We start from the raw sequence: 24,552 nt of genomic DNA, 5'->3' as shown, positions 1-24,552 counted from the left end.
ACCGCGTCCCTCAGTTATCACGCCGGCAATGAACACCACGACATCAGTCGGTGCGCATTCCCTGCCTCAACCCCTTGATTTCCCACTACAATCCATCCATGACCCCTCATCGCCCCGATCCCGACGAACTGCTTGACCGTGTCATGCGCGAAGAAGACCGGCAGGCACGCGGGCGGCTCAAGATATTTTTCGGATTCTCGGCCGGGGTCGGGAAAACCTACGCCATGCTGGCCGCTGCGCAAACCTTGCGCGAACAAGGTATCGACGTGGTGGCCGGGATTGTCGAAACCCATGGTCGCGCCGACACCGAAGCCATGCTCGAAGGAATCGAGCGGTTGCCGCTGCAAACCATCAGTTATCGGGATCGCGCCCTGCGTGAATTCGATATCGATGCAGCGCTGACGCGACGTGCACAAGTATTGCTGGTCGATGAGCTGGCGCACTCCAATGTGCCCGGATCACGCCATGCCAAGCGCTGGCAAGACATCGAAGAGTTGCTGCACGCCGGCATCGATGTCTTCACCACCGTCAACGTTCAGCACATCGAAAGTCTCAACGACGTCGTAGGGCAGATCACCGGCATCCGCGTGTTTGAAACCATTCCCGATCACGTATTCGACCAGGCCGACGATGTCACGCTGGTGGACTTGCCGCCGGACGAATTATTGCAACGCCTGAAAGAAGGCAAGGTGTATTTGCCGCAACAGGCGGAGAAGGCCGGGCGCAATTTTTTTCGCAAGGGCAACCTGATCGCCTTGCGTGAAATTGCATTGCGCCGCACCGCTGACCGGGTCGATGCCGAGATGCGCGAATACCGCGCCGACCGCGCCATCGTCCAGTTATGGCAAACCAAAGAGCGAATCGTGGTGGCGCTCGGGATGGGCGCGGACGAAGACAAGCTGGTGCGCGCAGCGGCGCGTCTGGCTGCCAAATTGCAGGCGGACTGGCTGGCGGTGTATGTCGATTTGCCGATCTGGCCACGCGCCACCATCACCCATCGTGAACGTATTCTGAAACATCTCAAGCTGGCACAATCGCTCGGCGCCGAAACCGCCAGCATCAGCGGTGACGATCTGGCGCAGGCGCTGGTGCAGTTTGCCCGCAGCCGCAATGCCGGCAAGCTGGTGATTGGTCAATCGCGGCGCGCCGGCTGGCAACGGTTGTGGCGGCCGCAACTGGCGCAACGGCTGGCCGCACTCGGTGCCGATCTCGATGTCTACGCCGTGGCGCGGCCGCCGGCTTCGACGACGGCGATGGCATCCGATAAAACCAGTCGTGAAACGGATGCCGCATTCGGTGGCATGCATGGCAGCCGGCGCCGGCGCGCGCGCGGTTATCTGTGGGCCTGCATCAGTTGCGGCGTGACGACTGCATTGGCGTGGTGGCTGATCAGTTTCCTGCATCCGGCCAATGTCATCATGTTGTATCTGGTGGGGGTGATGATTGTCGCCATGCGTTACGGCCGCTCGGCATCGGCACTGGCTTCGGTGCTCAGCGTGGTGGCCTTCGATTTCTTTTTCGTGGCGCCGCGCTTTTCGATCAGCGTATCGGATGCGCAATATCTGGTGACGCTGCTGGTGATGCTGGTGGTGTCCCTGTTCATCAGTTCGCTGGCATCACGCATGCGACGCCAGGCCACCGTGGCGATGTTGCGCGAAGCCCGCGCCAGCAACTTGTATGTGTTGGGCAAGGAGTTGGCGGCACTGCTGACGCTGGAACAGATTCTGGAAATCGGCCGGCGTCATCTGGCGGCAGTGTTCGGCGCTCAATCGGCCTTTTTTCTGCCGGACAGCAATGAACAGATCCGGCTGGCCGGATTGAGCGACCATGATCCGCATGTGTTGCGCGACACCGATGCCGGCGTCGCGCAATGGGTCTATGACAATGGCCAGCCGGCCGGTCACGGCACCGCTACCTTGCCGGCGGCGCACGCGTTGTATCTGCCGCTGACCGCCACCATGCGCACGCGTGGCGTGCTGGCGCTGACGCTGGAACATGGCCGCGATCCGGCGCAACTGGCGTTGCCGGAAAATCGCCAGATGCTGGAAATCTTCAGTAACCAGATTGCCATGGCAATCGAGCGTTTGCACTATGCCGAAGTGGCGCAGGATGCCTTGGTCAAGATGGAATCGGAGCGCTTGCGCAATTCCTTGCTGTCGGCCATTTCGCATGACTTGCGCACACCGTTGACCTCGCTCGCCGGCAGTGCCGAAGCATTGGCTTCCAGTCCCGGATTGGCGGCGGAGCAGCATGACATGGCCTTGCTGATCAGCGAACAATCGCAACGCATGTCGGGGCTGGTGGTCAATTTGCTGGACATGGCGCGGCTGCAATCGGGCGGCGTCACGCTGAACCGGCAATGGAACGCGATTGAAGAAGTGGTCGGCACCGCGCTGCGGCTGTTGCAAAAGGCGCTGCGCGGACGCAAGGTCGAAGTACGGCTGCCGCCCGATCTGCCGCTGGTGCGATTTGATGCGGTGCTGATTGAACGGGTATTCGCCAATCTGATCGAGAATGCGCTCAAGTATGCACCGCAGCAGGAACCCATCGTGATTACCGCGCAAGCACAGGGGGCGACGATGAAGATTTGCATCAGTGACCGTGGCCCGGGTTTCCCGCCCGGCATGGAAGAGCGCGCCTTCGAAAAATTCACGCGTGGCAATGCCGAATCAAGTACGCCCGGGGTCGGCCTCGGGCTGGCGATCTGTCGCGCCATCGTGGAAGCTCACGACGGCCAGATCAAGGTCGAAAGCAATCCCGCATCTGCCGCTGGAACCGGTGGCGCCATGGTGTGTTTTACCTTGCCGCTGGAAGCGCAACCTCAATTGCCGGAAGAGAACTGAACCTATGCTGGAACACGCAGGCAATATCGTCCTGATCGAAGACGACACCCATATCCGCAAGCTGGTGCGCGGCGCACTGGAACACGAGGGCTTTATCGTGCATGAAGCCCGCAATGCCAGAGAAGGCATGGTGGAAGCCGGCACCCGCAAACCGGATCTGATCATTCTCGACCTTGGTTTGCCGGATCTGGATGGCAAACAAGTGATTGCCGACATCCGTTCCTGGAGTGATATCCCGATCGTGATCTTGTCGGCGCGTACCCAGGAGTCGGAAAAGGTGGACGCGCTCAATGCCGGCGCCGACGATTATCTGGTCAAGCCGTTCGGCATGCCGGAACTGGTGGCGCGGATTCGTGCCCAGTTGCGCCGCCGCACGCAATCCAGCAGCGGCAGCGGCCGTTTCCGCATGGGCAAGTTATTGATTGATCTGCCGGCACGTACTGCCGAGCGGGAAGGGGCGGCGGTCCATCTGACGCAGATCGAATACCGTCTGATTTCGACCTTGTTGCGTGACGCCGGCCGGGTCATCACGCACCGGCAATTGCTGGTGGCCGGCTGGGGGCCATCACATACTGACGATCATCACTATCTGCGCATTTACATGCAGCGTCTGCGCCAGAAGCTGGAAGATGATCCGGCGCAGCCGCGCTACATCATGACTGAAATCGGGGTTGGATATCGGGTGGTGGATGTGGAAGTCGTCTGAGCCGATGCAGTAACGATGAAGCGCAATGCCGGCATGGCATTGCGCTTGACGAGCAGGTTAAAAGCTGCGGCTGGCCGACAATACGATGCGGTCGCGGCCGAGATTCTTGCCCTTGACGGTATAGGCGGCATCGCTGGCGTTGGTGCCGGTGTAATACACACCCAGCACATAACCGGAGAAGTCCTTGTTCAGGCCCAGCTTCCAGTCGGTATAAGACAGATTGGATGCATTGGGGCCGGTGTAGCGTTGGCGGCCGATATGCGCAACACCGTTGACGCCGCCGGCGATTTCATGCGTCAGCGTGATATCGAGATAGCCGGAGCCGCGCGTATCGGCGCTGCCAAAGGTGTTGGTCAGGCTGTACGAATAACGGGCAGTGATCCATTTGCCATCCAGCGCGGCATAAATTTCCGTGGTGTCGGGATTGGTGAAGCCATTCGGATAGCTGCCCGGATAAGCGTAATGCAGCACGCCGATATCCCACGCCAGAAAATCATTGAACGGACGTTTGATGCCGGTATAGATATCCGCTTCCAGGCTGGCCGATGCGCCCGGCGTGGCGTCGCTGATCCAGCTGATATTGGACAGCCAGACGCCGCCGTACCAGCCGCTCTCATGGCCGAGGTCGAAGCCGCCTTGCAGTGCCGGTTTTTCATTGGTCTGGGTCAAGCCACGAAACACGTATTGACTGAATACGCCGACATTGGCGCTGCTGGTCCATGCCGGTTGCGCCTCTGCGGCAGCGGTTTCGGCATGGGCTGCCGGCAGCAGCAGGGGCAATGCGGCGATACTCAGTGAAATGGCAATGGCCCGATGTGTGACTGACATGATGTAATTTCCCTCGTTTGATGTGGAGCGTCACAGCATAGGGAGCGGCATGTTTAATCCTTATAAAATTCCTGCCCGTCTTCATTAACATGTCATAAATGCCTGTTACGCAGTGACGATTGCATCGCCGCATGAATAGTATTTGTTGTATCTGTCATTGATATTTTTTCTGGTTGAGCGATTTTTGATTGTTTGCACAAAAGCCCGGTGCTAGCATCACGCCGAGTCACTTTATCTGGCAAATTGGACTGCGCTTGTGACCGTATTGCTAACCAGCCCTGAATTCATGAAGAAAATAATCTCTGCCACGCTGGCAACATGTGCGCTGTCGATGACGCAGCAAGTGCATGCCGCCGGCGCAATGAATGTCGACGATGCGCAATTGCTCGGCGCGCACAAGTGCCAGCTCGAAACCTGGGGCCGCTTCAATCGCGGCGGTACCGAACGCTGGCTCATGCCATCCTGCAATTTCACCGGCAATCTGGAAGTGGCGGCCGGCGGTGCATGGCAACGCGATGCACAGGGCATGTACATGTCGGACGCACAAATTCAGGCCAAGACCATCTTCAAGGTACTGGAGACCAACGGGTACGGCATTGGCCTGCTGGCCGGCGCCAATCGCCAGACCAGCGCCGACGACCGCGAACGCAGCTGGAATTATTTCGCCAAGGTACCGATGACGCTGTCGTTGCGCGACGATGACATTCTGGTCCATGCCAATCTGGGGCTGAATCACGTTGGCGCTGAAAAGAGTACCCGGCTGACCTGGGGCCTCGGCAATGAGACCCGGCTGCTGGAGCGGTTGTCGTTCATCGGTGAGGTATTCGGTGAAAGCAAGGGCAAGCCCTCGTATCAGGCCGGCGTGCGGACCGTGCTGGTGCCTGAAAAGATTGAACTCGACCTGACCGCCGGCAATACCTTCGGCCGCGATACGCAGGGCCGCTATGTGGTGATCGGCTTGCGCTTCATCTCGCCCGAATGGTTTCGCTGAGCCGGTTTCTTCCTGTTTGCGGGCGCGCGCGCGTGGCTGGCTTGTCCTGGCCGTCGCAAAACCGGGCAGATTATTATTTTGATATCGTTTTCTGACGACGATCTGTGACGTGGTAAATTACGGTTCGTGCTTTTGCACGGCCTTTATCATTACTCAATAGGAAACTTCGTTGGAAAATATTTTACTGATCGTCGCGGCCCTCTTTCTGGTTGCGTTGAACGGTTTTTTTGTGGCGGCAGAATTCGGTCTGGTCAAGCTGCGTCAGACGCGTATCCGGGCAATCGTTAAAACACAGGGCTTTCGCGGCCGCATACTGGCAACAGTTCACAATCAGCTCGACGCTTATCTGTCGGCCTGTCAATTAGGTATCACACTGGCATCACTGGGATTGGGCTGGATCGGCGAGCCGGCATTCGCGCGCTTGCTGGAACCCTTGTTCGCCGTGCTGGGTGTGGCGTCGCAAGAGCTGATTCACGGCATTTCCTTTGTCTTCGCCTTTTTTGTCATTTCCTTCCTGCACATCGTGATCGGTGAACTGGCGCCGAAGTCGATGGCCATCCGCAGCCCGGAAAAGGTCGGCTTGTGGTGTGCCGTGCCGCTGTATGGTTTCTATTGGGGCATGTATCCGGTCATCTGGGTACTCAATGCCAGCGCCAACTGGGTATTGAAAGTTGCGGGCCTGGGACAGGTGCCGGGGCATGATGCCCACTATTCCTCCGAAGAACTCAAACTGATCTTGCGTGCCGGCAGCGGCGGCAAGCACGGCAAGTTCACTCGCGAAGAGTGGAAAGTGCTGGCGCAGTCGCTCGACTTCGGCGATCTCAATGTCGCCGATCTGATGCGCCCGGCCAATGAACTGGTCAGCCTGAGCGATGCCAACACGCTGGCCGAAAACCTGCAAATCATCTATCGCAATCGTTTCAGCCGTTATCCCTACTTCGATGAAGAAGAACAAAAGGTACTCGGCCTGCTGCATCTGAAAGACGTGTTCATTGCGCAGCAGGATGGCAAGGCGATCAGTAATCTGAAAGATTATCTGCGCCCGGTGCAGTACATTTCGCCGAGTCTGTCGGCGCTGGAACTGCTGCGCCGCTTCCGTCAGGGCATGCCGCACTTCGCCATCATCGGCCGCCAGGATCAGTTGCCGCAAGGTTTCATTACGCTGGATAACCTGCTGGGTGTGCTGGTTGGTGAAATCCGCGACGAATTCCGGCACGGCAACAACGAGTGGACCTTGCAGGAAGATGGCAGCCTGCTGGGCAAAGGCAGCTTGCCGATCGTGACGCTGGAGCATACGCTCGGTATCGACCTGGAATATGACGAAAGCGTGGATTCGGTCGGTGGCCTGATCATGGAAGCCTTGGGTGAAATACCGAAGGAAGGTCAGAAAGTCTCGTTCGCGGCATTCGATATCGTGGTGCAGCGGATGCAGGGCCCCAGAATCTTGCTGGTGCGGGTGTTCCCGCACGCACCGCAGACCTAGTCCGAGCACGACTGCCGGGGTTCCGGCTGTCGTGCAGACGTATCAATCGTCTCTTCAGGACGTAAATTCAGCAGACAAACAGTACGGGCTTGCCGTACCATTTCCGCATATCGCCTTGGCATTCATCTTGCCTGGGGGATTGTGTGTCCGCAGTGCAATGGCATCAGACCGGTAAAGCCGGCAGCGCTGCATGACGGACAGGGGTAAAACAAAAAGAATCATGGAAACGTTGCCGGCGACCAGATACGGCAACAGGAGAGGGTATGACAAGGTTTTTGCGGCGCATGAAGTTGTGGCACCGGTTCGCCCTGCTGGGTGTGATGGGGGTGTTGCTGACGGCGCCATCGCTGTATCTCTACGTGAGCGGTGCCAATGCATTGATTGCTTCCTCCGAGCAAGAGCAGTCGGCGATTGTTCCGGGACAGAAAGTCATGACGCTGTTGCAGAAAATGCAACAGCATCGCGGCATGTCGGCAGCGTATCTGAGCGGCGGCCAGATGAGCGAACAGCGGCGTCAGGCAGAGACCGAGGTCACTCAGGCGTTGGCCGAAGCCAGAGCGGCATTGCCGCCGACGGCCCAGCGTGAAACCGAAGCACTGGAAAAAATTCAATCGGGCTGGAATGAGTTGGCGCAGCGCTTTGCCGCCGGCGGCCTCGGACCGGATGACAGTTTTCAGCGCCATACCCGGCTGTGCGATGCGTTGTTGCTGCTCAACGAGCAAATCGCCGAGACCTATGCACTGGATCGCGATGCCGATGCCGACAGCTATTACCTGATCCGCGCGGTCTTTTTCGATTTCCCGCGTTATGCCGAATATCTGGGACGGGTACGCGGTCGCGGCACCGGCTTTCTGGCACTGGGCTCGATCGATGCCGAAGGCCGGGGCATCATGTACAGTTTGCTGGCCGAGGCCAACCTTGGCGCCAATGGCGTGACGCGTTCGGTCGGCAAGGCTTATACGGCAAATCACGCGTTGCAAGACCGCATGGGCAACCAGATGATGGCCGCCGCCAATGCCGGTCGCTCGGCATCGGAGCTGGGACGTCTCAGCGTGGCCGCCGCCGAGACTATTGATCTGGCGCCGATGGCGTATTTCGGGGTGCTGAGCAAAGCCATCGATCAACAGTTTGTGGCCGCGTTTGCCGCCATGCACGAACTCGATGCTTTGCTGTCTTCGCGCATCGAGCGGCAACGCGAGATGCGCAATCTGGTCACGGCCGGAGTGGCATTGATCGCGCTGTTTGCGGGGCTGATGTGCTGGGCCATCAGCCGCAGCCTGATCCGGCAATTGGGTGGCGAGCCGAATTATGTCGCCGGTGTGCTGATCCGGATCGCGCAAGGCGATTTCACTGCGCAGATCAAGATTGCGCCACGGGATAACGACAGTCTGGTGTACGCCATGAAGATCATGGTCGAGCGCCTGTCTCAGGTGGTGGAAGAAGTGCGCGGCGGGGCCGAAGCCGTGGCGCTGGAAGCCAACGCCATCAACGCCACCGCACAATCCTTGTCGCAGGCCGCCAGCGAACAGGCCTCCGGGGTTGAAATGGTGAGTGCGTCGATTGAAGAAATGAACGAATCGATTGCCGGCAACGCCGAAAGCGCAAAGTTTACCGATGGCATTGCCAGTCAGGTAGCGCAGGATGCGGCGGAAAGCGGGCTGACCGTACGCTCGACCGTGACCGCCATGAATCAGATTACCAAAATGGTTGGCGTCATTGATGACATCGCCTATCAAACCAATTTGCTGGCGCTCAATGCCGGTATTGAAGCAGCGCGGGCCGGCGAGCACGGGCGCGGCTTTGCCGTGGTGGCCGGTGAAATCAGAAAACTGGCGGAACGCAGCCAGACCGCAGCGCAGGAAATCGGCACGGTGACCAGCGCCAATGTGGAACTGGCGGATAAGGCGGGGTATTCATTGGATCAGTTGGTGCCGAATATTCGCAAGACCTCGGCGCTGGTGCAAAAGATTGCGTTGTCATCGCATGAGCAGGCGTCAGGCGTCGGCCAGATCAGTTCTGCGATTGAGCAACTGAGCCTGACCGTTCAGCATAATGCGGCAGGCTCGGAAGAACTGGCGGCGACCGCCGAAGAGATGAATGCGCAAGCGGAAAAATTGCAGCAGGTGGTGTCGTTTTTCAAGCTGACCGACACCGGCACTGACACCGGCAACCGCGCTGAAAAACGCGATGCCGGCCAGGTTACGGTCTGGCCGGCATCGGTCTGATGTTGCCTGGGACTGACTGCTGATTACTGCATGAACCAGCCATGGCTGACCACGATCGATTGACCGGTCAGTGCATTGGAGGGGAACGCTGCCAGGAAAATTGCGGTCTGGGCGACGTCATGGGTGGTGGTGAATTCACCATCCACCGTATCTTTCAGCATGATGGTCTTGACCACGGCATCTTCGGTGATGCCGAACTGTTTGGCCTGTTCCGGAATCTGCTTTTCCACCAGCGGCGTACGCACGAAGCCGGGACAGATCACATTGGCGCGAATCTTGTCCTTGGCGCCTTCTTTTGCCACCACTTTGGCCAGACCGATCAGACCGTGCTTGGCCGTCACGTACGGTGCCTTCAATGGTGATGCTTCGTGCGAGTGGACCGACCCCATGTAAATGATGGAACCGCCGCGGCCGGCCTTGATCATTTCACGCATGGCGGCGCGGGTGGTCAGGTAGGCGCCGTCGAGATGGATCGCCAGCATCTTGCGCCAGTTTTCCAGTGTGCTGTCGACGATCGGGCTGATGATCTGAATCCCGGCGTTGCTGATCAGCACGTCAATGCCGCCGAAGGCTGCCACGGCATCGGCAATTCCCTTGTCGACCTGCGCTTCGTCGGTGACATTCATGGCCACTGCCATGGCTTTGCCGCCACTCTTGTTGATCTCGTCTGCGGTCGCCTTGGCGGCATCGAGCGCCAGATCGGCGATGACTACCTTGGCGCCTTCCTTGGCGTACTCCAGAGCAATTTCCTTGCCGATACCGCTGGCAGCGCCTGTGATCAGAGCGACTTTGTCTTTGAGTTGCATAGCTTTCCTTTACGTTACGTTAGAGCAAGTGTTAAAGCAAAATAAGAGCGGCGGTGCGGGTGAATGGCGGTTCGATACGGATGGCGGCGCAAAGTTCGTCATGATTGCCGGGCTTTCGCCAACCGGTCGCGGCGTCTCTGCGACCATTCATGACAGCCATTGTAACGCCTCGCAGAGAGTGTTGTTGCGCCGCAATCAGGACCGGAATTGTCATTTCCCTGAAACAATCGCCGGTTACGCTCTGCAGCGTTGACAACTGAAAAAGGACGTTGCATGAGACTGCTGACCAACCCTGCCGATGCCACCGCAAGTCATTCCAAGTTGGCACTGAGTCTCGCCAGCACACCGGAAGAAGTACGCGAAGTACAGCGTTTGCGTTACAAGGTTTTCATTGAAAGCATGAATCTGTCGGCGCTGGCCAATCCGGAAGGACTGGACAAGGATGAGTTCGATACTTATTGCGATCACCTGATCGTGCGCGACAGCAAAACCCTGAGCGTGGTCGGTACGTATCGCGTCATGAGCCCGCACGCCGCACGGCGCATGGGGAAATTCTACTCGGAGCAGGAATTCGATCTGAGCCGCCTCGACAATCTGCGCAACGCGATTACCGAAGCCGGCCGCGCCTGCATCCATCCCGACTATCGCAGCGGCGGCGTCATCATGTTGTTGTGGGCCGGTATCGCAGCATACATGCGCAAGGAACGTTGCGATTACCTGATGGGTTGCGCCAGCGTCAGTCTGGCGGATGGCGGCCACAATGCAGCGGCCCTGTATCACGCGTTCCAGGAAAACAATATGGCGCCGCCAGACTACCGCGTCACGCCGCATCTGCCATTCCCGATTGCGGAACGCGAAGCCGGCCACCAGCCGCAAATTCCACCGCTGTTGCGCGGTTATCTGCGCAGCGGTGCATGGGTGTGCGGCGAGCCGGCCTGGGATCCTGATTTCCACTCAGCCGATTTTTTCCTGTTGCTGCCGCTGGCAAAACTCGATAGCCGTTATGCCAAACACTATCTGAAAGAAACGAGACCTGCATGAAACCACGCGATCCATTTCTTGATGCAAATATCTGGGATGGCCTTGGTAAAAAACGCGACCCGCTGCACTTCAGAACCATCTGGATTTCTGATGTGCATCTGGGGACCACAGGATGTCAGGCCGAGCGCTTGCTGGAGTTTTTGCGGGCGACTGAGTCGGACACCTTGTACCTGGTCGGCGATATCATCGATGGCTGGCAATTGAAACGGCGCTGGTATTGGGAACAGAGCCATAACAACGTGGTGCAGACGGTGCTGAAGAAAGCCAAGAAGGGCACCAACGTCATTTTTGTGCCCGGCAATCACGACGAAGCGATCCGGCAATTCATCGACCTGGATTTCGGCGGCATCAAGATTCGTGATGAACTGGTGCATACCACCGCGCAAGGAAAGCGCATGCTGGTATTGCATGGCGACCGTTTCGACGGCGTCATTGCCTGCGCCAAATGGCTGGCGTATGTCGGCGACAGTCTGTACACCATGATCCTGAAATTCAATCAATGGTTCAACGGCTGGCGCGCGCGTGCCGGCTTGCCGTACTGGTCGTTGTCGCAGTACCTGAAGCTGAAGGTCAAGAACGCCGTCAATTACATTTCCTCGTTCGAAGATGCCTTGGCTGCGGAGGCTGCAAAGAAGGGACTGGACGGTGTGATTTGCGGTCATATCCACAAACCGGAAATTCGCGACATCGGCGGTATCACTTACTGCAATGACGGCGACTGGGTGGAAAGCCTGTCGGCGCTGGTGGAAGATGCCAGCGGTGAATTGCGGCTGGTGACCTGGCAGGAAATCATGCAACTCAAACATGGCCTGAAAACGGCGGCAGCGAAAGAAGAACCATGCGCATTGCCATCGTAAGCGATGCCGGCGAGCCGCAAGTCAACGGTGTGGTCAATACGCTGCGCGCCACGCAGCGTTGCTTGCAGCAACTGGGGCATGAAGTATTGTTGTTGGCGCCACGCGATTTCCGCACCTTTGCCTGCCCCACGTATCCGGAAATCCGTCTGGCATACAAGCCCTATGGCAAGATCGCATCGACACTGGATGCCTTCGCGCCGGATTGCATTCATATCTCCACTGAAGGCCCGATGGGACTGGCGGCACGTCGTTACTGCATGCGTCGCGGACTCGATTTCACCACCGCCTATCACACCCGTTTTCCGGAATATCTGAGCGCCCGCTCGCTGTTGCCGCGTTTTGTTACCTATGCCTTGCTGCGCTGGTTTCACGGACCATCCAAAGCGGTCATGGTGCCGACCCCGAAGATGCAAGAGTCATTGCTGCAGCATGGTTTTGAACATGCCGTATTGTGGGGGCGCGGAGTCGATACCGAAGTCTTCAAGCCAGTGCCGGAAGATCATGCCTGCATCGTGCGGCCCTTGTTTCTGTATGTCGGCCGGGTGGCGGTAGAAAAAAACATTGAAGCATTTCTGCGGCTTGATCTGCCCGGTACCAAATGGGTGATTGGCGATGGACCGCAGCGCGAAGAACTGGAAGCGCGCTACCCGCAGGTGCGTTTTCTCGGCGGTAAAGAACATGGCGAATTGCCGGCGTATTACAACTGCGCCGATGTATTCGTGTTCCCGAGTCGCACCGATACCTTCGGTCTGGTGCTGGCCGAAGCCATGGCGTGTGGCGTGCCGGTTGCCGCCTATCCGGTCGAAGGACCGCTGGATGTGGTGGCGAATGGCCTTTCCGGGGTGCTTGATGCAGATCTCGGCCTGGCTTGCCGGGCCGCTCTGGATATGCACCGCGACGACGTGCGGCAGCATGCGCTGACGTATTCGTGGGAGGCCGCCACTCAGCAATTTCTGCAACATTTGCATCCGGCCCGTCAGGCGCAGGCTACGGCCCGTCCCGCGATTCCGGTATTGGCGGATTGACAAGATAATGCCCGTTGCTGTCTCATTTTGGTAAATCCCCGCCGCTGATTATTTCCCACCCCTTATCGCCGTCAGTCCCAGTGTACGTTCCGTTCAGGTGTTCTTGGAACGTTTATTGCATGCAAGAGCGGACGATATATTTGGTTTTCAAGCGGTCGAAAAAAGTGTAAACATCACGATTGATCAGCAGAAAAAAGCTGGCAATCGTTTGCGCACGCATCGCACTCAAGGGGGCTTGAGCCATTTCATGGAATGAGACAGGGGGATGGGGAAATGTTGAAAAATTTATTTGCCAGCATGCAGTTGTGGAAAAAATTCACTTTGCTTGGCGTCATCGGTATCGCCTTGTTCGGGGTACCTACAGCGTTGTATGTCATCAGTGCGGAAAAACTCATCGCACAAAAAAATCTGGAAATTCAAGGTGTACAGCCGGCCCGTCTGTTGTTGCGGACCATGCAACTGATGCAGCAACATCGCGGTTTGTCGGCGGTATTGCTGGGCGGCAATGACAGCGTTGCAGCGCCACGCCAGGCCAAGGCGCAGGAGGTCGACAAGGCGTTTCAGGAACTGACGGCGCAACTGCTGCTGACCGGCACCCGCAACCCGGACATCAATCGTGAGGTGACGGCGGCGCAAACCGCGTGGAACACTTTGCGGGATGGCGTGGCAGGCGGCAAGCTCGATTTGCCGCAAAGCTTTGGCACGCACAGCGATACGATTGCCAAACTGTTCGAGATCAACGATGCGCTGCTGGATGATTTCAAACTTTCGCTGGACGCAGATCTGGATAGCACCAAGCTGATCGCCGGCGGCTTCGTGGCATTGCCGGCGCTGACCGAAGAGCTCGGCAAGATGCGGGCACGCGGCGCCGGTATCCTGAGCAAGAAGACCGCCACTGCTGAAGACCGGCTGGCGGTCATCCGGCCCAGCCAGCGTGCCCAGGAGCGTCTGAAGCAAGCAGACAAATTGTTCGAGCAGGCGTTTGCGATCAAGGCGGCACTCAAAGACACGCTCGGCGCAACTGTCGGCGAAGCCAAAAAACAAGCTGCCGCCGCCATCAGGCTGGCCGATGAAAAAGTGATCAAAGCGGAGACGCCGGACTATCCTCCGCAGGAATATTTCACGCAATTCACTCAGGCAATCGATGCCCAGTTCAAGGTGCTCGATGCCGTGATCGGCAGCCTCGAAACGGCGCTCGGACAGCAAACCGCTGAACTGCGTCGCAATGAAATAGTGCTGCTGGCAATCATCGCTGCGCTGGCCTTGTTTGCGGCCTGGATCGGCACCATGGTGTCGCGCTCGATCACGGTGCCGATTTCGGAATCGGTGAGCATGGCGCGGCGGGTGGCATCCTGCGATCTGACGTCGCGGGCGCAGGTGGTGGGCAGCGATGAGTCGGCGCAGTTGCTGCACGCCTTGAATGACATGTCCGGCAGTCTGGTCGATATCGTGGCCGATGTCCGTACCAGTATCGATGTCATCAATGTGGCGTCACGCGAAATTGCCAGCGGCAATTCGGATTTGTCGAACCGCACCGAATCGCAGGCATCCAGTCTGGAAGAAACCGCCAGTTCGATGGAAGAGCTGACCTCGACCGTCAGGCAGAATGCCGATAACGCCCGGCAAGCCAATCAGCTGGTGCATTCGGCATCGGCGCTGGCGGTCAAGGGCGGCGACGTGGTCGGTCACGTGGTCAATACCATGGGCTCGATCAAGGAAAGCTCGGGCAAGATTGTCGACATCATCAGCGTGATCGATGGCATCGCTTTTCAAACCAATATCCTGGCCTTGAACGCGGCGGTGGAAGCGGCGCGTGCCGGCGAACAGGGACGCGGGTTTGCGGTGGTGGCGAGCGAAGTACGCAGTCTGGCGCAGCGTTCTGCCAGTGCGGCCAAGGAAATCAAGGAATTGATCAGCGACTCGGTCAGCAAGGTCGACGCCGGTGGCAAACTGGTGGATGAAGCCGGCGCCACCATGACCGAGATCGTGACGTCGGTGCGGCATGTGGCCGATATCATGGGTGAGATCTCGGCCGCCAGTCAGGAACAAAGCGCCGGTATCGAACAAGTCAATCAGGCCATCACGCAGATGGACGAAATCACGCAGCAAAACGCCGCGCTGGTGGAGCAGGCTGCGGCCGCAGCCGAAAGTCTGCAAGAGCAGTCCGAAGTATTGGCGAAGGCGGTCAGCGTCTTCAAGTTGTCGGCAGCAGATACACACCACCTGACGTCATCGCTGCCGTCGCCCGTGGCGCCGGCGAAGAAACTGCCGGCGCCGTTGCGCAAAGCGCCGGCACCCAAGGCAGTGCCGGCAATCAACCGGGCGCCAGCCAAAGCGACAGCCGGTAATGTACCGGTGAAAGCCGGTGCCGATGTCGACGGCGATTCTTGGGAAACATTCTGAGTCTGTCGCGGGCGGCTTTGCCGCTGTCGTGATTTTTGCTGAGCCGTTGTAAACAACCTCGCGCCATTTTGCCTGGCGCGAGGTTTTTTTTCGCGCGCAGCCGGTTCACGCGATCACCCCGATTTCCCTTTCATCACCTCGCGCCTTGTCCGCATACAGGGCGCGCAATGCTGTTCGTCCGTTTTTCTGCGGATGGAGAATCTTTCTTTTTAATTTCCAAGTATTTGCTTGTTTAATTTGCGTCAGCAATCTATTATGCAAGCGTTTGATTGCGTAATTATCTGCGCCGTTGATCGCGTACCGCGCGCATTTTCCGCGCGCCCGGCCTTGGCGAAATACCGCCACCTGCTGACTGAAAGAGACGTCTCACATGGGTTTGCCTGCTTCCATCTTGCTGTTTCAACTGCTACACGCGGCCGGCCTGGCGCTGTGGTTCTCGGTTGTCGCGCTCAATAACCTGCGCGCCTTCGCGGCGTCGGCCGGGGCGGTCGGCGCCACCATGGCGATGACACCGTTGAAACAACCTCCCGCTATCGATATTCCCTTGCTGTCCCGCGCCATCAATTCGTCGCTGATCGCGCGCCTCGCGTTGTTGCTGATCTTGGGATTGCAAATCGCCGCTGCCTGCGCGTGCTGGATCGGCTGTTATCACTTGCTGGCAGCCGGCGATCTGGTGGCGGCACGAACTTGGCTCAATCTGGCGCTGAGCACGGCCGTGGCATTTTTGCTCGCGATGCATCTGGGGGGCTTGTGGTTTGGTTACTGGATGCGTCAGGAAAGTTTGCAAATCACGCATCTGGTGATGCTGATCTGGATGGCCGCAATGTTCTTTTTATTCAACGCTGACTGGGCATGACCCAGCCTCATTTCACGCCCCGAGAGGCAACTGCCATGGTTAACAAAAAACGGGCCGTATTGGTCCTCATCTCAGGCATCGCGGTACTGGCGCTTGGCTGGCGTTTGCTTGCCAGCGGCAAGCTAGCCACCGCAGCGCCGGTACCGGCGCCGGTGATCAAGGTGGCGCTGGCACCGGTGACCCGCACCAATATCGCCCAGGCATTTGCCGGTGTTGGCGAACTGGAAGCGATACGCCAGGTGCAGGTGGCAGCCGAAGTGAGTGGCCGCGTCAGCACGATCGCCTTTGTTTCCGGTCAGGCGGTCAAGGCCGGTCAGGTACTGGTGCGCCTCAACGATGCGCCGGAACAGGCAGAGCAGTTGCGCCTGCAAGCGCAGCTGCGCAATGCGGAGTCGGTCCATGCGCGGTTGCAAAAACTGGTGGCGGCCAACGCTGCCACGCAAGAACAACTGGAGCAGGCACTGGCGGCACGCGATACCGCCAGCGCAGAACTGCAACGGATACAGGCCATGCTCGCACAAAAGATCATCCGGGCGCCATTTGCCGGCGTGCTCGGTATTCGCAAAGTACATGAAGGGCAGTACCTGAAGGCGGCCGACGCCATCGTGTCGCTGATCGACAGCAGTGCACTGTATGTGAATTTTTCGCTGGATGAACAAACCAGTGCGCAGTTGCACCCGGGGCAGAAGGTCGAGGTACAGGTCGATGCTTATCCCGGCCGCCGTTTCAGCGCCAGCATCAATGCGCTGGATCCCTTGATTGCGCGGTCACGTATGGTGCAAGTGCAGGCACGCGTGCGTAATCCGGATGGCGTACTGAAAGCCGGCATGTATGCCAGCATCCGGGTCGAACGGCAGCATGACGGCGGCGCGCTGACGGTACCGGAAACTGCGGTGACCTATACCGCGTATGGTGAAACCGTGTTTGTCGCCCACGCGGATCCGCAACAACAACTGACGGTGAAGCGGGTCGCGGTAAAAGTTGGCGAGCGCCAGAATGGCCGGGTGGAAATCACTGCCGGCTTGCGCGAGCACGATCGGGTTGTCACCTCCGGTCAACTCAAACTCAGCGATGGCGTGGCAGTGCAGGCCGTCAGTCAGGACACCGTCGCGATTCCGCTCAAAGCTCCGGCTGCGGCTGCCCCGGACACCCCCGCCGTCTGATTTTTCCCATTGAGGTGCGTTCATGAAATTCACGGATATCTTTGTCCGTCGTCCGGTGCTGGCGCTGGTAGTCAGCATGCTGATCCTGTTGCTGGGCGTATTGTCGCTGAGCCGTTTGCCGATCCGTCAATATCCGATGCTGGAAAGTTCGACCATCACGGTCACCACCGAATATCCCGGCGCATCCGCCGAACTGATGCAGGGCTTTATCACGCAGCCGATTGCGCAAGCGGTGTCGGCGGTGGAAGGCATCGACTATCTGTCGTCGTCATCGGTGCAGGGGCGCAGCGTGATTACCGCCCGCATGGAATTGAATCGCGATTCGACGCAGGCGCTGACGGAAGTCATGGCGAAGGTCAATCAGGTGCGCTACAAGTTGCCGCAGCAGGCTTACGATCCGGTCATCGCCCGTTCGGCGGGCGAGGCGACCGCGGTGGCGTATGTCGGCTTTGCCAGCGATACCATGTCGACCGCGGCATTGAGCGATTATCTGGCACGCGTGGTGGAACCGATGTTTTCCACCATCGACGGCGTAGCCACGGTCGAGGTGTTTGGCGGTCAGCGGCTGGCGATGCGCCTGTGGCTGGATCCGGCCAAGCTGGCCGGGCGTGGCCTGACCGCCGCCGATGTGGCGCAGGCGGTGCGACAAAACAATTATCAGGCAGCGCCCGGCAAGCTCAAGGGCATGTTTGTGGTGTCCAACATCCGCGTCAATACCGACCTCACCAGCATCGAAGAATTTCGCGATCTGGTGCTGCGCAATGATGGCAATGGTCTGGTGCGCGTGAAAGATATCGGCACCGTAGAACTGGCGGCAGCGGCCACCGAAACCAGCGCACAAATGAATGGCAAGCCGGCGGTGCACGTCGGCTTGTTCCCGACGCCGGCCGGCAATCCGCTGGTGATTGTGGACGGCATCCGTACATTGCTGCCGGCGGTACGGCAGACCTTGCCGCCCGGTGTGCATGTCGAACTGGCGTTTGAAACCGCACGGTTCATTCAGGCCTCGATCAATGAAGTCTCGCATACGCTGATCGAAGCCTTGTTGATCGTGGTACTGGTGATTTATCTGTGTCTGGGATCGTTGCGCACGGTCTTGATTCCGGTGGTGACGATTCCGTTGTCGATGCTGGGTGCTGCCGGTCTGATGCTGATGTTCGGCTTCAGCATCAACTTGCTGACTTTGCTGGCCATGGTGCTGGCCATCGGGCTGGTGGTCGATGATGCCATCGTGGTGGTGGAAAACGTGCACCGCCATATTGAACAGGGAAAAACGCCGGTGGTGGCGGCACTGATCGGCGCGCGTGAAGTCGCCGGACCGGTGATCGCCATGACCATCACGCTGGCGGCGGTATATGCGCCGATTGGACTGATGGGCGGGCTGACCGGCGCCTTGTTCCGCGAGTTCGCCCTGACCCTGGCCGGTGCCGTGGTGGTGTCCGGCATCGTGGCGCTGACCCTGTCGCCGGTGATGAGTTCGTTTCTGTTGCCGGCGCAACAGGCGGAAGGGCGCATGGCGCATGCAGCCGAATGGTTTTTCGGTGGCTTGAGCCGGCGCTATGGCAGCTTGCTGTCGTTGTCGTTGCGGCATCGCTGGGTCAGTGGCGGGATTGCCCTGCTGGTGTTGCTGAGCCTGCCATTGCTGTATCAACTGCCGCAACGAGAATTGGCGCCGCAAGAAGATGAGGCCAATATCCTGACCGTGATCAAGGGGCCGCAGCATGCCAATCTGGATTACATGGAACGCTTTTCCGACAAGCTTGATGCGGTCTATACCCGCTTTCCCGAAACTATCGGCCGCTGGATCATCAATGGCAGCGATGGTCAGGCGGCTGGCATCGGCGGCATTGACCTGTCCTTGTGGGGCGAGCGCAAACGCAGCGCCACGGAAATCCAACAAGCCTTGCAACAGGCCGTCAATGAAGTCGAAGGCACCAGCATCTTTGCCTTCCAGTTACCAGCGTTGCCGGGTTCCACCGGTGGCCTGCCGGTGCAGATGGTGCTGCGTACCTCGCAAGATTACAAAGCGCTGTACCAGACCATGGAAGAGATCAAGCAGCGGGCGCGGCAAAGTGGTTTGTTTGCGGTGGTGGACAGCGATCTGGATTACAACAACCCGGTAGTGCAGGTGCGCATCGACCGCGCCAAAGCCAATAGTCTGGGCATCAGCATGCAAGATATCGGCGAGTCGCTGGCGGTGCTGGTGGGAGAAAACTACATCAATCGCTTCGGCATGGATGGCCGCTCCTATGACGTCATTCCGCAAAGTCTGCGCGAGCAGCGCCTGACGCCGCAAGCGCTGGCGCGTCAATATGTACGCACCGGCGATGATGCCCTGGTACCGCTGTCAGCATTGGTGCAGGTGTCAATGCAGGTGGAGCCGAATCAGTTGACGCAATTCAATCAACAGAATGCCGCAACCTTTCAGGCGATTCCGGCACCGGGCGTGTCGCTCGGCGATGCGGTGGCATTTCTGGATGGCATCGCCCGCAGTTTGCCGGCCGGTTACAGCCACGACTGGCAATCCGATGCCCGGCAATATGCGCAAGAGGGCAACGCACTGATGCTGGCATTCTTGTTTGCGATCATCATCATTTATCTGGTGCTGGCCGCGCAGTATGAAAGCCTGGTCGATCCGCTGATCATTCTGATCACGGTGCCATTGTCGATCTGCGGTGCCTTGCTGCCGCTGGCGCTGGGCTGGGCCACCATCAATATTTATACGCAAATCGGACTGGTGACGCTGATCGGCCTGATCAGCAAGCACGGCATTCTGATGGTCGAGTTCGCCAACGAATTGCAGGCCAGTGACAAGCTCAGCCGTATCGAGGCGATCAGTCAGGCGGCGCGGATTCGCCTGCGGCCGGTATTGATGACGACGGCGGCGATGGTGGTCGGGCTGGTGCCGCTGCTGTTTGCCACTGGCGCCGGCGCCAACAGCCGCTTCGGACTTGGCGTGGTGATCGTGTCCGGCATGCTGATCGGCACCGCGTTTACCTTGTTCGTGTTGCCGACCGTCTACTCGCTGCTGGCGCGTGACCATTCCCGTGCCGGCGCTACCGCGCGCGCTCGCCAGCTGAACAGTGCCGATGAGGTGCCGGTATCGGTGACGCCGTCAGCCGTTCATCATTGAAGAGAAATCATGTCAAAACTTGTCGCCATTCCATTCACTGCTTTTTTGCTGAGTGCCTGCGCCGTCGGACCGCACTATGTCACACCTGCCACTGCGCCGATCACGTTAAGCAATCCGCATGTCGCCGGCTTCGCCAGTCCGCAGCCGCAGCCAACACCGCCACAGCAATGGTGGAGTTTCTTTGAGGATCAGCAACTGACGCAACTGATCGACAGTGCGCTTGCGCATAATCACGATATTCGTCAGGCATGGGCCAATGTGCAGGCGTCGCGTGCGGTGTTTGATCAGCAACGGCTGGAGCAATACCCGACGCTGACCGCACAAGCCGGTTATCAGCGTAGCAGCCGGCAACAAGCCGATAGCAACGGGATAGTGCAGCGAACGCTGGCAGAAAGTTATCGGGTGGGTGTCGATGCGCAGTGGGAGCTTGATCTGTTCGGACGCTTGCAGCACCTGACGGCATCCGCGCAGGCGCGTTCGCAAGCGGCGCAGGCTGAGCTGGCGCAGATGCATCTGACGATTGCTGCCGAGGTCGGCCGTCATTACTATGCGCGCACCGGCATTCGCCAGCAACTGGCGCTTGCCACCGCACAGGTGCAAAGCTGGCGCGCTACCTTGCAGTTGACGAAGGCCCGGGTCGAACTTGGCAGCGGTTTGCCGGAAGATCAGGAAAACGCCCATGCCAACCTGCTGCGCAGTGAAGCCGCGCTCGGTCCCTTGCAGGTGCGTCTGCAGGAAGAACAATACCGGCTGGATGTGTTGACCGGTAACCGGCCGGGACAACCGGCGGCGATGACGGCGGCGGAGATCAATCCGTCACCGTTGGCCCGGCAATTGCCGTTGGGTGATGTCGATGCGCTGATCCGGCAGCGGCCCGATGTGGTGCGGGCGGAGCGCTTGCTGGCGGCCAGTACCGAAGATATCGGCGCGGCCACGGCAGAGTTGTATCCGCGTCTGAATCTGGCTGGTTTCATCGGTTTTTTTGCCTTGCGCGGTGGTGCACTGGGCAGTGCCTCCTCACAGGCATTCGAGATCGCTCCCGGCGCAAGCTGGCCGCTGCTGCCGATGGGCAGCAGTCGCGCACGCGTGCGGGTTACCGAGGCACAAGCCGAAGGCGCATTGGCGCGCTATCAGCAAGCGTTGCTGGTGGCGCAAGAGGAAGTGGAAAATGCTGTCACGCGTCTGGTGCAACAGCAGGAACGCTTGCGCGCATTGTTGCAGTCGGCGGCGCATGGCGCGGCTGCGCTGGAGATTGCCGGGCACCGTTATCGCTCCGGCGCCGGCAGTTATCTGGCGGTACTGGAAAACCAGCGCGCCTTGTATGAGATCAGAACAGAACTGGCCGCTGCCGATACGGCCTCCTGCGTCAACGTGATTGCCTTGTATCAGGCGCTCGGGTGGGGCGGCGCCGCGGCAACCGCGCAGGCAACCGAATAACGTCAATAAATGAGGTTGCAGCGCAGGCGTTTCATTTGGCGATCAGTTCCGGCGCCATCACCGCGCGCAGATAATTGCTGGTGATGTCGCCGCGTTCGCGTTGGGCGATCCACCACACATTGCCTTTGCGGATCGACCACTCCTGTTCTTGCTGGCCGATCAGTTGCGCCGCGACATGACCCAGCGTCGGTTGATGACCGATGATCAGCACCGGTTCCCGGCTGTCGGGCCAGTTGGCGGCCGCCAGCAATTGGGCGGCGGTCTTGTCCGGCGCCAGATCGGGGTGGACCTTGAATTTGCGTCCCAAGGCTTCTGCCGTTTGCAAGGTGCGGGTCGCCGGGCTGACCAGGATGCGGCAGGTTTCCGGCAAATTGCGATCCAGCCAGTCCGCCATTTTCCAGGCTTGCTTGTGACCTTTTCCGGTCAGTGCCCGGCCTTCATCGGGTTCGCCCAATTCGGCTTCGGCGTGACGCCACAGGATGAGTTCCATTGTTTATCCGTCGCTGTTGGTCATTCGTTGCAGCAGGCGGCTACCGGGTGCCGGGATCATCCTTCGTCCATTGCCGCCGGTATGCCGAGCGTGTTCATCAGATATTGTTGGGCGCTGAATGCTGCCTGCTTGGTACGCGCCTTCTTTAATATATAGTTGCCGTCAGCGCCCAGATGCCAGGCGTTGGTGTTGTCTTTCAGATACGGATCCAGACCTTCGGTGATGACGCGCTTCTTGAGCGCCTTGTCCAATACCGGGAACGCGACTTCGATACGCCGGAACAGATTGCGGTTCATCCAGTCGGCACTGGCGAGGTAGACGTCATGCGCCAGATCGTTGCGGAAGTAATAAATCCGCGAATGCTCCAGATAGCGGCCGATGATGGAGCGTACCTTGATGTTTTCCGACAGGCCGGCGACGCCGGGTCGCAAGGCGCAGGCACCGCGCACGATCAGATCGATCTTGACGCCGTCGGCCGAAGCCGCATACAGCGCGCGGATCACCGATTCATCCACCAGTGCATTCATTTTGGCGATGATGCGCGCCGGCCGGCCTTCGCGTGCGATGTGCGCTTCATTGCGAATCGCATGGATGATTTGTTTTTGCAGGGTAAATGGCGCCAGCCACAAATGCGTCAGGCTCTTGGGTTTGGTCAGGCTGGTCAAATGAATGAACACCTCGTTGACTTCAGAGGTCAGTTCGCGGTTCGAGGTCAGCAAACCGAAGTCAGTATAGAACTTGGTAGTGTTCGGGTGGTAATTGCCGGTGCCAAGGTGGGCATAGAAATGCAGCGCATTGTCTTCACGACGAATCACCAGCGCCAGCTTGGCATGGGTTTTCAGTCCGACCACGCCGTACACTACCTGGGCTCCGGCCTGCTCCAGCTTGACTGCCCAGTTGATATTGGCTTCTTCATCGAAGCGCGCCATCAATTCCACGATGACGGTCACTTCCTTGCCGTGGCGGGCCGCATAAATCAAGGCTTCCATCAGCTCCGAATTCATGCCGGTACGGTAAATGGTTTGCTTGATGGCGACCACCTCCGGATCGTGGGCGGCGCTGCGCACGAAGTCGACTACCGGCTGGAATGACTGGAACGGATGGTGCAGCAGCACATCGCGTTTTTTCAGAACGGCGAAAATGTTTTCGTTGAGCAGATGCGGCGGCAGCGTCGGCGAAAAGGGCGGGAAGCGCAGTGCCGGTTGCGATACCAGATCCACCAGTTCCGACAGCCGTACCAGATTGACCGGCCCCTGTACCGCATACAGACGGTTCTTTTCGATGGAAAATTGTTCCAGCAGGAATTGCGACAAATGCGGCGGACAATTGCTGGCTACTTCCAGCCGCACGCCGACGCCGAACTGGCGGCTTTGCAATTCGGTCTGCAAGGCCTGCCGCAAATTCTTGACTTCTTCTTCGTCGACCCACAAATCACTGTTGCGCGTGACCCGGAATTGCGAATAGGCGGTAATTTCCCGGCCGCTGAACAGGTCGGCGATATGCGCGTGAATCACCGAGGACAGCAGGCAGAACGACACGCCTTTTTTGTCCGACAGTTCGGCCGGCAACTGAATCACCCGTGGCAGTACGCGCGGTGCCTTGACGATGGCAATCCCGGTGCCACGGCCAAATGCATCCTTGCCCGACAATTCAATGATGAAATTGAGACTCTTGTTCAATACCTGCGGGAACGGATGCGCCGGGTCAAGGCCGATCGGCGTCAGCAACGGCCGCACATTCTGATCGAAAAAGTGTTTTACCCAGGCCCGCTGCGCTTCATTGCGATCTTCGTGGCGCAACAGGTGAATGCCTTTGGTCGCCAGTTGCGGCAGAATTTCCTTGTTCAGCAATTCATATTGGCGCGCCACGATCTGGTGGCATTCGATGCTGGTACGTTCCAGCGCGGCATGCAGTTCCGGCGGGTCGATATGTTCGCCTTCGATGCGGTTGGCCAGCAGACTGGCAATGCGCACTTCAAAGAATTCATCGAGGTTGCTGCTGCAAATGCACAGATAGCGCAGACGTTCCAGCAGCGGCACGTTCTTGTCTTCCGCCTGTGCCAGTACCCGGCGGTTGAATGCCAATTGTGACAATTCACGGTTGAGATAGATCGCGGTGGGTACGACATCCGTATGCGAAGTGTCTTCAGGCCTGACTTTTTTATTCATGCGCGCCTCTGTCCATGCGTAATTTGCCCGCAGTGTAAGGTGGCTGTATGACAAGTTAATGACATGAAAATGCGGCTTTGTCACAATCCCGTCAGCC

18 protein-coding genes and 1 pseudogene are annotated in these 24,552 nt (G+C 58.7%); 14 read left to right on the top strand and 5 right to left on the bottom strand.

Annotated elements, in window-relative coordinates; genetic code table 11:
• The first annotated feature begins 98 nt into the window (after positions 1 to 98).
• Positions 99 to 2,843 (top strand): DUF4118 domain-containing protein, encoded by a 2,745-nt coding sequence (locus AKL27_RS03330; RefSeq protein WP_083438844.1) that lies wholly within the window; start codon positions 99 to 101, stop codon positions 2,841 to 2,843.
• 4 nt (positions 2,844 to 2,847) lie between these two features.
• Positions 2,848 to 3,549, top strand: coding sequence for a response regulator (locus AKL27_RS03325; protein WP_050461342.1), 702 nt, complete (start codon positions 2,848 to 2,850; stop codon positions 3,547 to 3,549).
• 57 nt (positions 3,550 to 3,606) lie between these two features.
• Here the strand turns inward: AKL27_RS03325 and AKL27_RS03320 are convergent, their stop codons facing one another.
• On the bottom strand, positions 3,607 to 4,377 hold the full coding sequence (locus AKL27_RS03320; protein WP_050461341.1) for a TorF family putative porin: 771 nt from the start codon (positions 4,375 to 4,377) through the stop codon (positions 3,607 to 3,609).
• A 286-nt stretch (positions 4,378 to 4,663) separates the two neighbouring features.
• Between AKL27_RS03320 and AKL27_RS03315 the strand changes: the two genes are divergently transcribed.
• From AKL27_RS03315 to AKL27_RS03305, 3 genes and pseudogenes are all read left to right on the top strand, one after another.
• Positions 4,664 to 5,368: a hypothetical protein gene (locus AKL27_RS03315; RefSeq protein WP_083438843.1), complete on the top strand. Its 705-nt coding sequence runs from the start codon at positions 4,664 to 4,666 to the stop codon at positions 5,366 to 5,368.
• A 169-nt stretch (positions 5,369 to 5,537) separates the two neighbouring features.
• Positions 5,538 to 6,851 carry a hemolysin family protein gene (locus tag AKL27_RS03310; protein WP_050461340.1) on the top strand — a complete coding sequence of 438 codons (1,314 nt, stop codon included), beginning with the start codon at positions 5,538 to 5,540 and terminating at the stop codon, positions 6,849 to 6,851.
• Positions 6,852 to 7,300: 449 nt separating this feature from the next.
• Positions 7,301 to 9,076: pseudogene (locus tag AKL27_RS03305) on the top strand (methyl-accepting chemotaxis protein); the annotation flags it as partial.
• A 23-nt stretch (positions 9,077 to 9,099) separates the two neighbouring features.
• Here the strand turns inward: AKL27_RS03305 and AKL27_RS03300 are convergent.
• Positions 9,100 to 9,882: a 3-hydroxybutyrate dehydrogenase gene (locus AKL27_RS03300; RefSeq protein ID WP_050461337.1), complete on the bottom strand. Its 783-nt coding sequence runs from the start codon at positions 9,880 to 9,882 to the stop codon at positions 9,100 to 9,102.
• A 273-nt stretch (positions 9,883 to 10,155) separates the two neighbouring features.
• On the opposite strand from AKL27_RS03300, the gene AKL27_RS03295 reads away from it, so the two are divergent.
• The 5 genes from AKL27_RS03295 to AKL27_RS28590 all read left to right on the top strand — a co-directional run bounded on the left by AKL27_RS03295 (position 10,156) and on the right by AKL27_RS28590 (position 15,208).
• Complete coding sequence (locus tag AKL27_RS03295; RefSeq protein WP_050461335.1) at positions 10,156 to 10,923, top strand: GNAT family N-acetyltransferase; 768 nt, start codon at positions 10,156 to 10,158, stop codon at positions 10,921 to 10,923.
• Complete coding sequence (locus AKL27_RS03290) at positions 10,920 to 11,780, top strand: UDP-2,3-diacylglucosamine diphosphatase (RefSeq protein ID WP_050461334.1); 861 nt, start codon at positions 10,920 to 10,922, stop codon at positions 11,778 to 11,780. The genes AKL27_RS03295 and AKL27_RS03290 overlap by 4 nt, the downstream gene beginning before the upstream one ends.
• Positions 11,762 to 12,805, top strand: a complete 1,044-nt coding sequence (locus AKL27_RS03285) for a glycosyltransferase family 4 protein (protein ID WP_050461333.1) — start codon at positions 11,762 to 11,764, stop codon at positions 12,803 to 12,805. Before AKL27_RS03290 ends, AKL27_RS03285 begins: the two co-directional genes overlap by 19 nt.
• Positions 12,806 to 12,908: 103 nt before the next feature.
• Positions 12,909 to 13,061, top strand: coding sequence for a hypothetical protein (locus AKL27_RS27535; RefSeq protein WP_157056774.1), 153 nt, complete (start codon positions 12,909 to 12,911; stop codon positions 13,059 to 13,061).
• A 17-nt stretch (positions 13,062 to 13,078) separates the two neighbouring features.
• Complete coding sequence (locus tag AKL27_RS28590; protein WP_408609751.1) at positions 13,079 to 15,208, top strand: methyl-accepting chemotaxis protein; 2,130 nt, start codon at positions 13,079 to 13,081, stop codon at positions 15,206 to 15,208.
• 105 nt (positions 15,209 to 15,313) lie between these two features.
• Here AKL27_RS28590 and AKL27_RS27530 read toward each other — a convergent pair whose 3' ends face one another.
• A complete protein-coding gene (locus AKL27_RS27530; RefSeq protein ID WP_157056773.1) occupies positions 15,314 to 15,553 on the bottom strand; it encodes a hypothetical protein in 240 nt (79 codons plus the stop codon).
• Between the two features lie 25 nt (positions 15,554 to 15,578).
• Here AKL27_RS27530 and AKL27_RS03275 point away from each other — a divergent pair, with 25 nt between their 5' ends.
• From AKL27_RS03275 to AKL27_RS03260, 4 genes are read left to right on the top strand one after another with little or no spacing between them, the layout of a single operon-like run.
• The gene (locus AKL27_RS03275; protein WP_050461332.1) at positions 15,579 to 16,064 is read left to right on the top strand and encodes a DUF2165 family protein; all 486 of its coding nucleotides are present in this window, start codon (positions 15,579 to 15,581) and stop codon (positions 16,062 to 16,064) included.
• 35 nt (positions 16,065 to 16,099) lie between these two features.
• Entirely contained in the window at positions 16,100 to 17,227 is a 1,128-nt protein-coding gene (locus AKL27_RS03270; protein WP_050461331.1) for an efflux RND transporter periplasmic adaptor subunit, read from the top strand.
• Between the two features lie 22 nt (positions 17,228 to 17,249).
• Positions 17,250 to 20,360 carry a MexW/MexI family multidrug efflux RND transporter permease subunit gene (locus AKL27_RS03265; RefSeq protein ID WP_050461330.1) on the top strand — a complete coding sequence of 1,037 codons (3,111 nt, stop codon included), beginning with the start codon at positions 17,250 to 17,252 and terminating at the stop codon, positions 20,358 to 20,360.
• Positions 20,361 to 20,369: 9 nt separating this feature from the next.
• On the top strand, positions 20,370 to 21,797 hold the full coding sequence (locus AKL27_RS03260; protein WP_050461329.1) for an efflux transporter outer membrane subunit: 1,428 nt from the start codon (positions 20,370 to 20,372) through the stop codon (positions 21,795 to 21,797).
• A 31-nt stretch (positions 21,798 to 21,828) separates the two neighbouring features.
• On the opposite strand, the gene AKL27_RS03255 is transcribed toward AKL27_RS03260, so the two are convergent.
• Positions 21,829 to 22,287, bottom strand: coding sequence for a SixA phosphatase family protein (locus tag AKL27_RS03255; protein ID WP_050461328.1), 459 nt, complete (start codon positions 22,285 to 22,287; stop codon positions 21,829 to 21,831).
• A gap of 56 nt (positions 22,288 to 22,343) precedes the next feature.
• Positions 22,344 to 24,455, bottom strand: a complete 2,112-nt coding sequence (gene ppk1 / locus AKL27_RS03250) for a polyphosphate kinase 1 (RefSeq protein WP_050461327.1) — start codon at positions 24,453 to 24,455, stop codon at positions 22,344 to 22,346.
• Positions 24,456 to 24,552: the final 97 nt, after the last annotated feature.

It is taken from the genome of Herbaspirillum autotrophicum (genome assembly GCF_001189915.1).
Taxonomy (GTDB): Bacteria; Pseudomonadota; Gammaproteobacteria; order Burkholderiales; family Burkholderiaceae_D; genus Herbaspirillum; species Herbaspirillum autotrophicum.
This window is presented reverse-complemented; position numbering and strand designations above follow the sequence as displayed.

What these genes read in the sequence shown, in the direction of transcription:
- ppk1 (WP_050461327.1), bottom strand. Translation starts at nt 24,455, where the DNA reads ATGAATAAAAAAGTCAGGCCTGAAGACACTTCGCATACGGATGTCGTA.
- AKL27_RS03295 (WP_050461335.1), top strand. Translation starts at nt 10,156, where the DNA reads ATGAGACTGCTGACCAACCCTGCCGATGCCACCGCAAGTCATTCCAAG.
- AKL27_RS03330 (WP_083438844.1), top strand. Translation starts at nt 99, where the DNA reads ATGACCCCTCATCGCCCCGATCCCGACGAACTGCTTGACCGTGTCATG.
- AKL27_RS03270 (WP_050461331.1), top strand. Translation starts at nt 16,100, where the DNA reads ATGGTTAACAAAAAACGGGCCGTATTGGTCCTCATCTCAGGCATCGCG.
- AKL27_RS03290 (WP_050461334.1), top strand. Translation starts at nt 10,920, where the DNA reads ATGAAACCACGCGATCCATTTCTTGATGCAAATATCTGGGATGGCCTT.
- AKL27_RS03260 (WP_050461329.1), top strand. Translation starts at nt 20,370, where the DNA reads ATGTCAAAACTTGTCGCCATTCCATTCACTGCTTTTTTGCTGAGTGCC.
- AKL27_RS03255 (WP_050461328.1), bottom strand. Translation starts at nt 22,287, where the DNA reads ATGGAACTCATCCTGTGGCGTCACGCCGAAGCCGAATTGGGCGAACCC.
- AKL27_RS03320 (WP_050461341.1), bottom strand. Translation starts at nt 4,377, where the DNA reads ATGTCAGTCACACATCGGGCCATTGCCATTTCACTGAGTATCGCCGCA.
- AKL27_RS03325 (WP_050461342.1), top strand. Translation starts at nt 2,848, where the DNA reads ATGCTGGAACACGCAGGCAATATCGTCCTGATCGAAGACGACACCCAT.
- AKL27_RS03275 (WP_050461332.1), top strand. Translation starts at nt 15,579, where the DNA reads ATGGGTTTGCCTGCTTCCATCTTGCTGTTTCAACTGCTACACGCGGCC.
- AKL27_RS03285 (WP_050461333.1), top strand. Translation starts at nt 11,762, where the DNA reads ATGCGCATTGCCATCGTAAGCGATGCCGGCGAGCCGCAAGTCAACGGT.
- AKL27_RS28590 (WP_408609751.1), top strand. Translation starts at nt 13,079, where the DNA reads ATGTTGAAAAATTTATTTGCCAGCATGCAGTTGTGGAAAAAATTCACT.
- AKL27_RS03300 (WP_050461337.1), bottom strand. Translation starts at nt 9,882, where the DNA reads ATGCAACTCAAAGACAAAGTCGCTCTGATCACAGGCGCTGCCAGCGGT.
- AKL27_RS03315 (WP_083438843.1), top strand. Translation starts at nt 4,664, where the DNA reads ATGAAGAAAATAATCTCTGCCACGCTGGCAACATGTGCGCTGTCGATG.
- AKL27_RS03265 (WP_050461330.1), top strand. Translation starts at nt 17,250, where the DNA reads ATGAAATTCACGGATATCTTTGTCCGTCGTCCGGTGCTGGCGCTGGTA.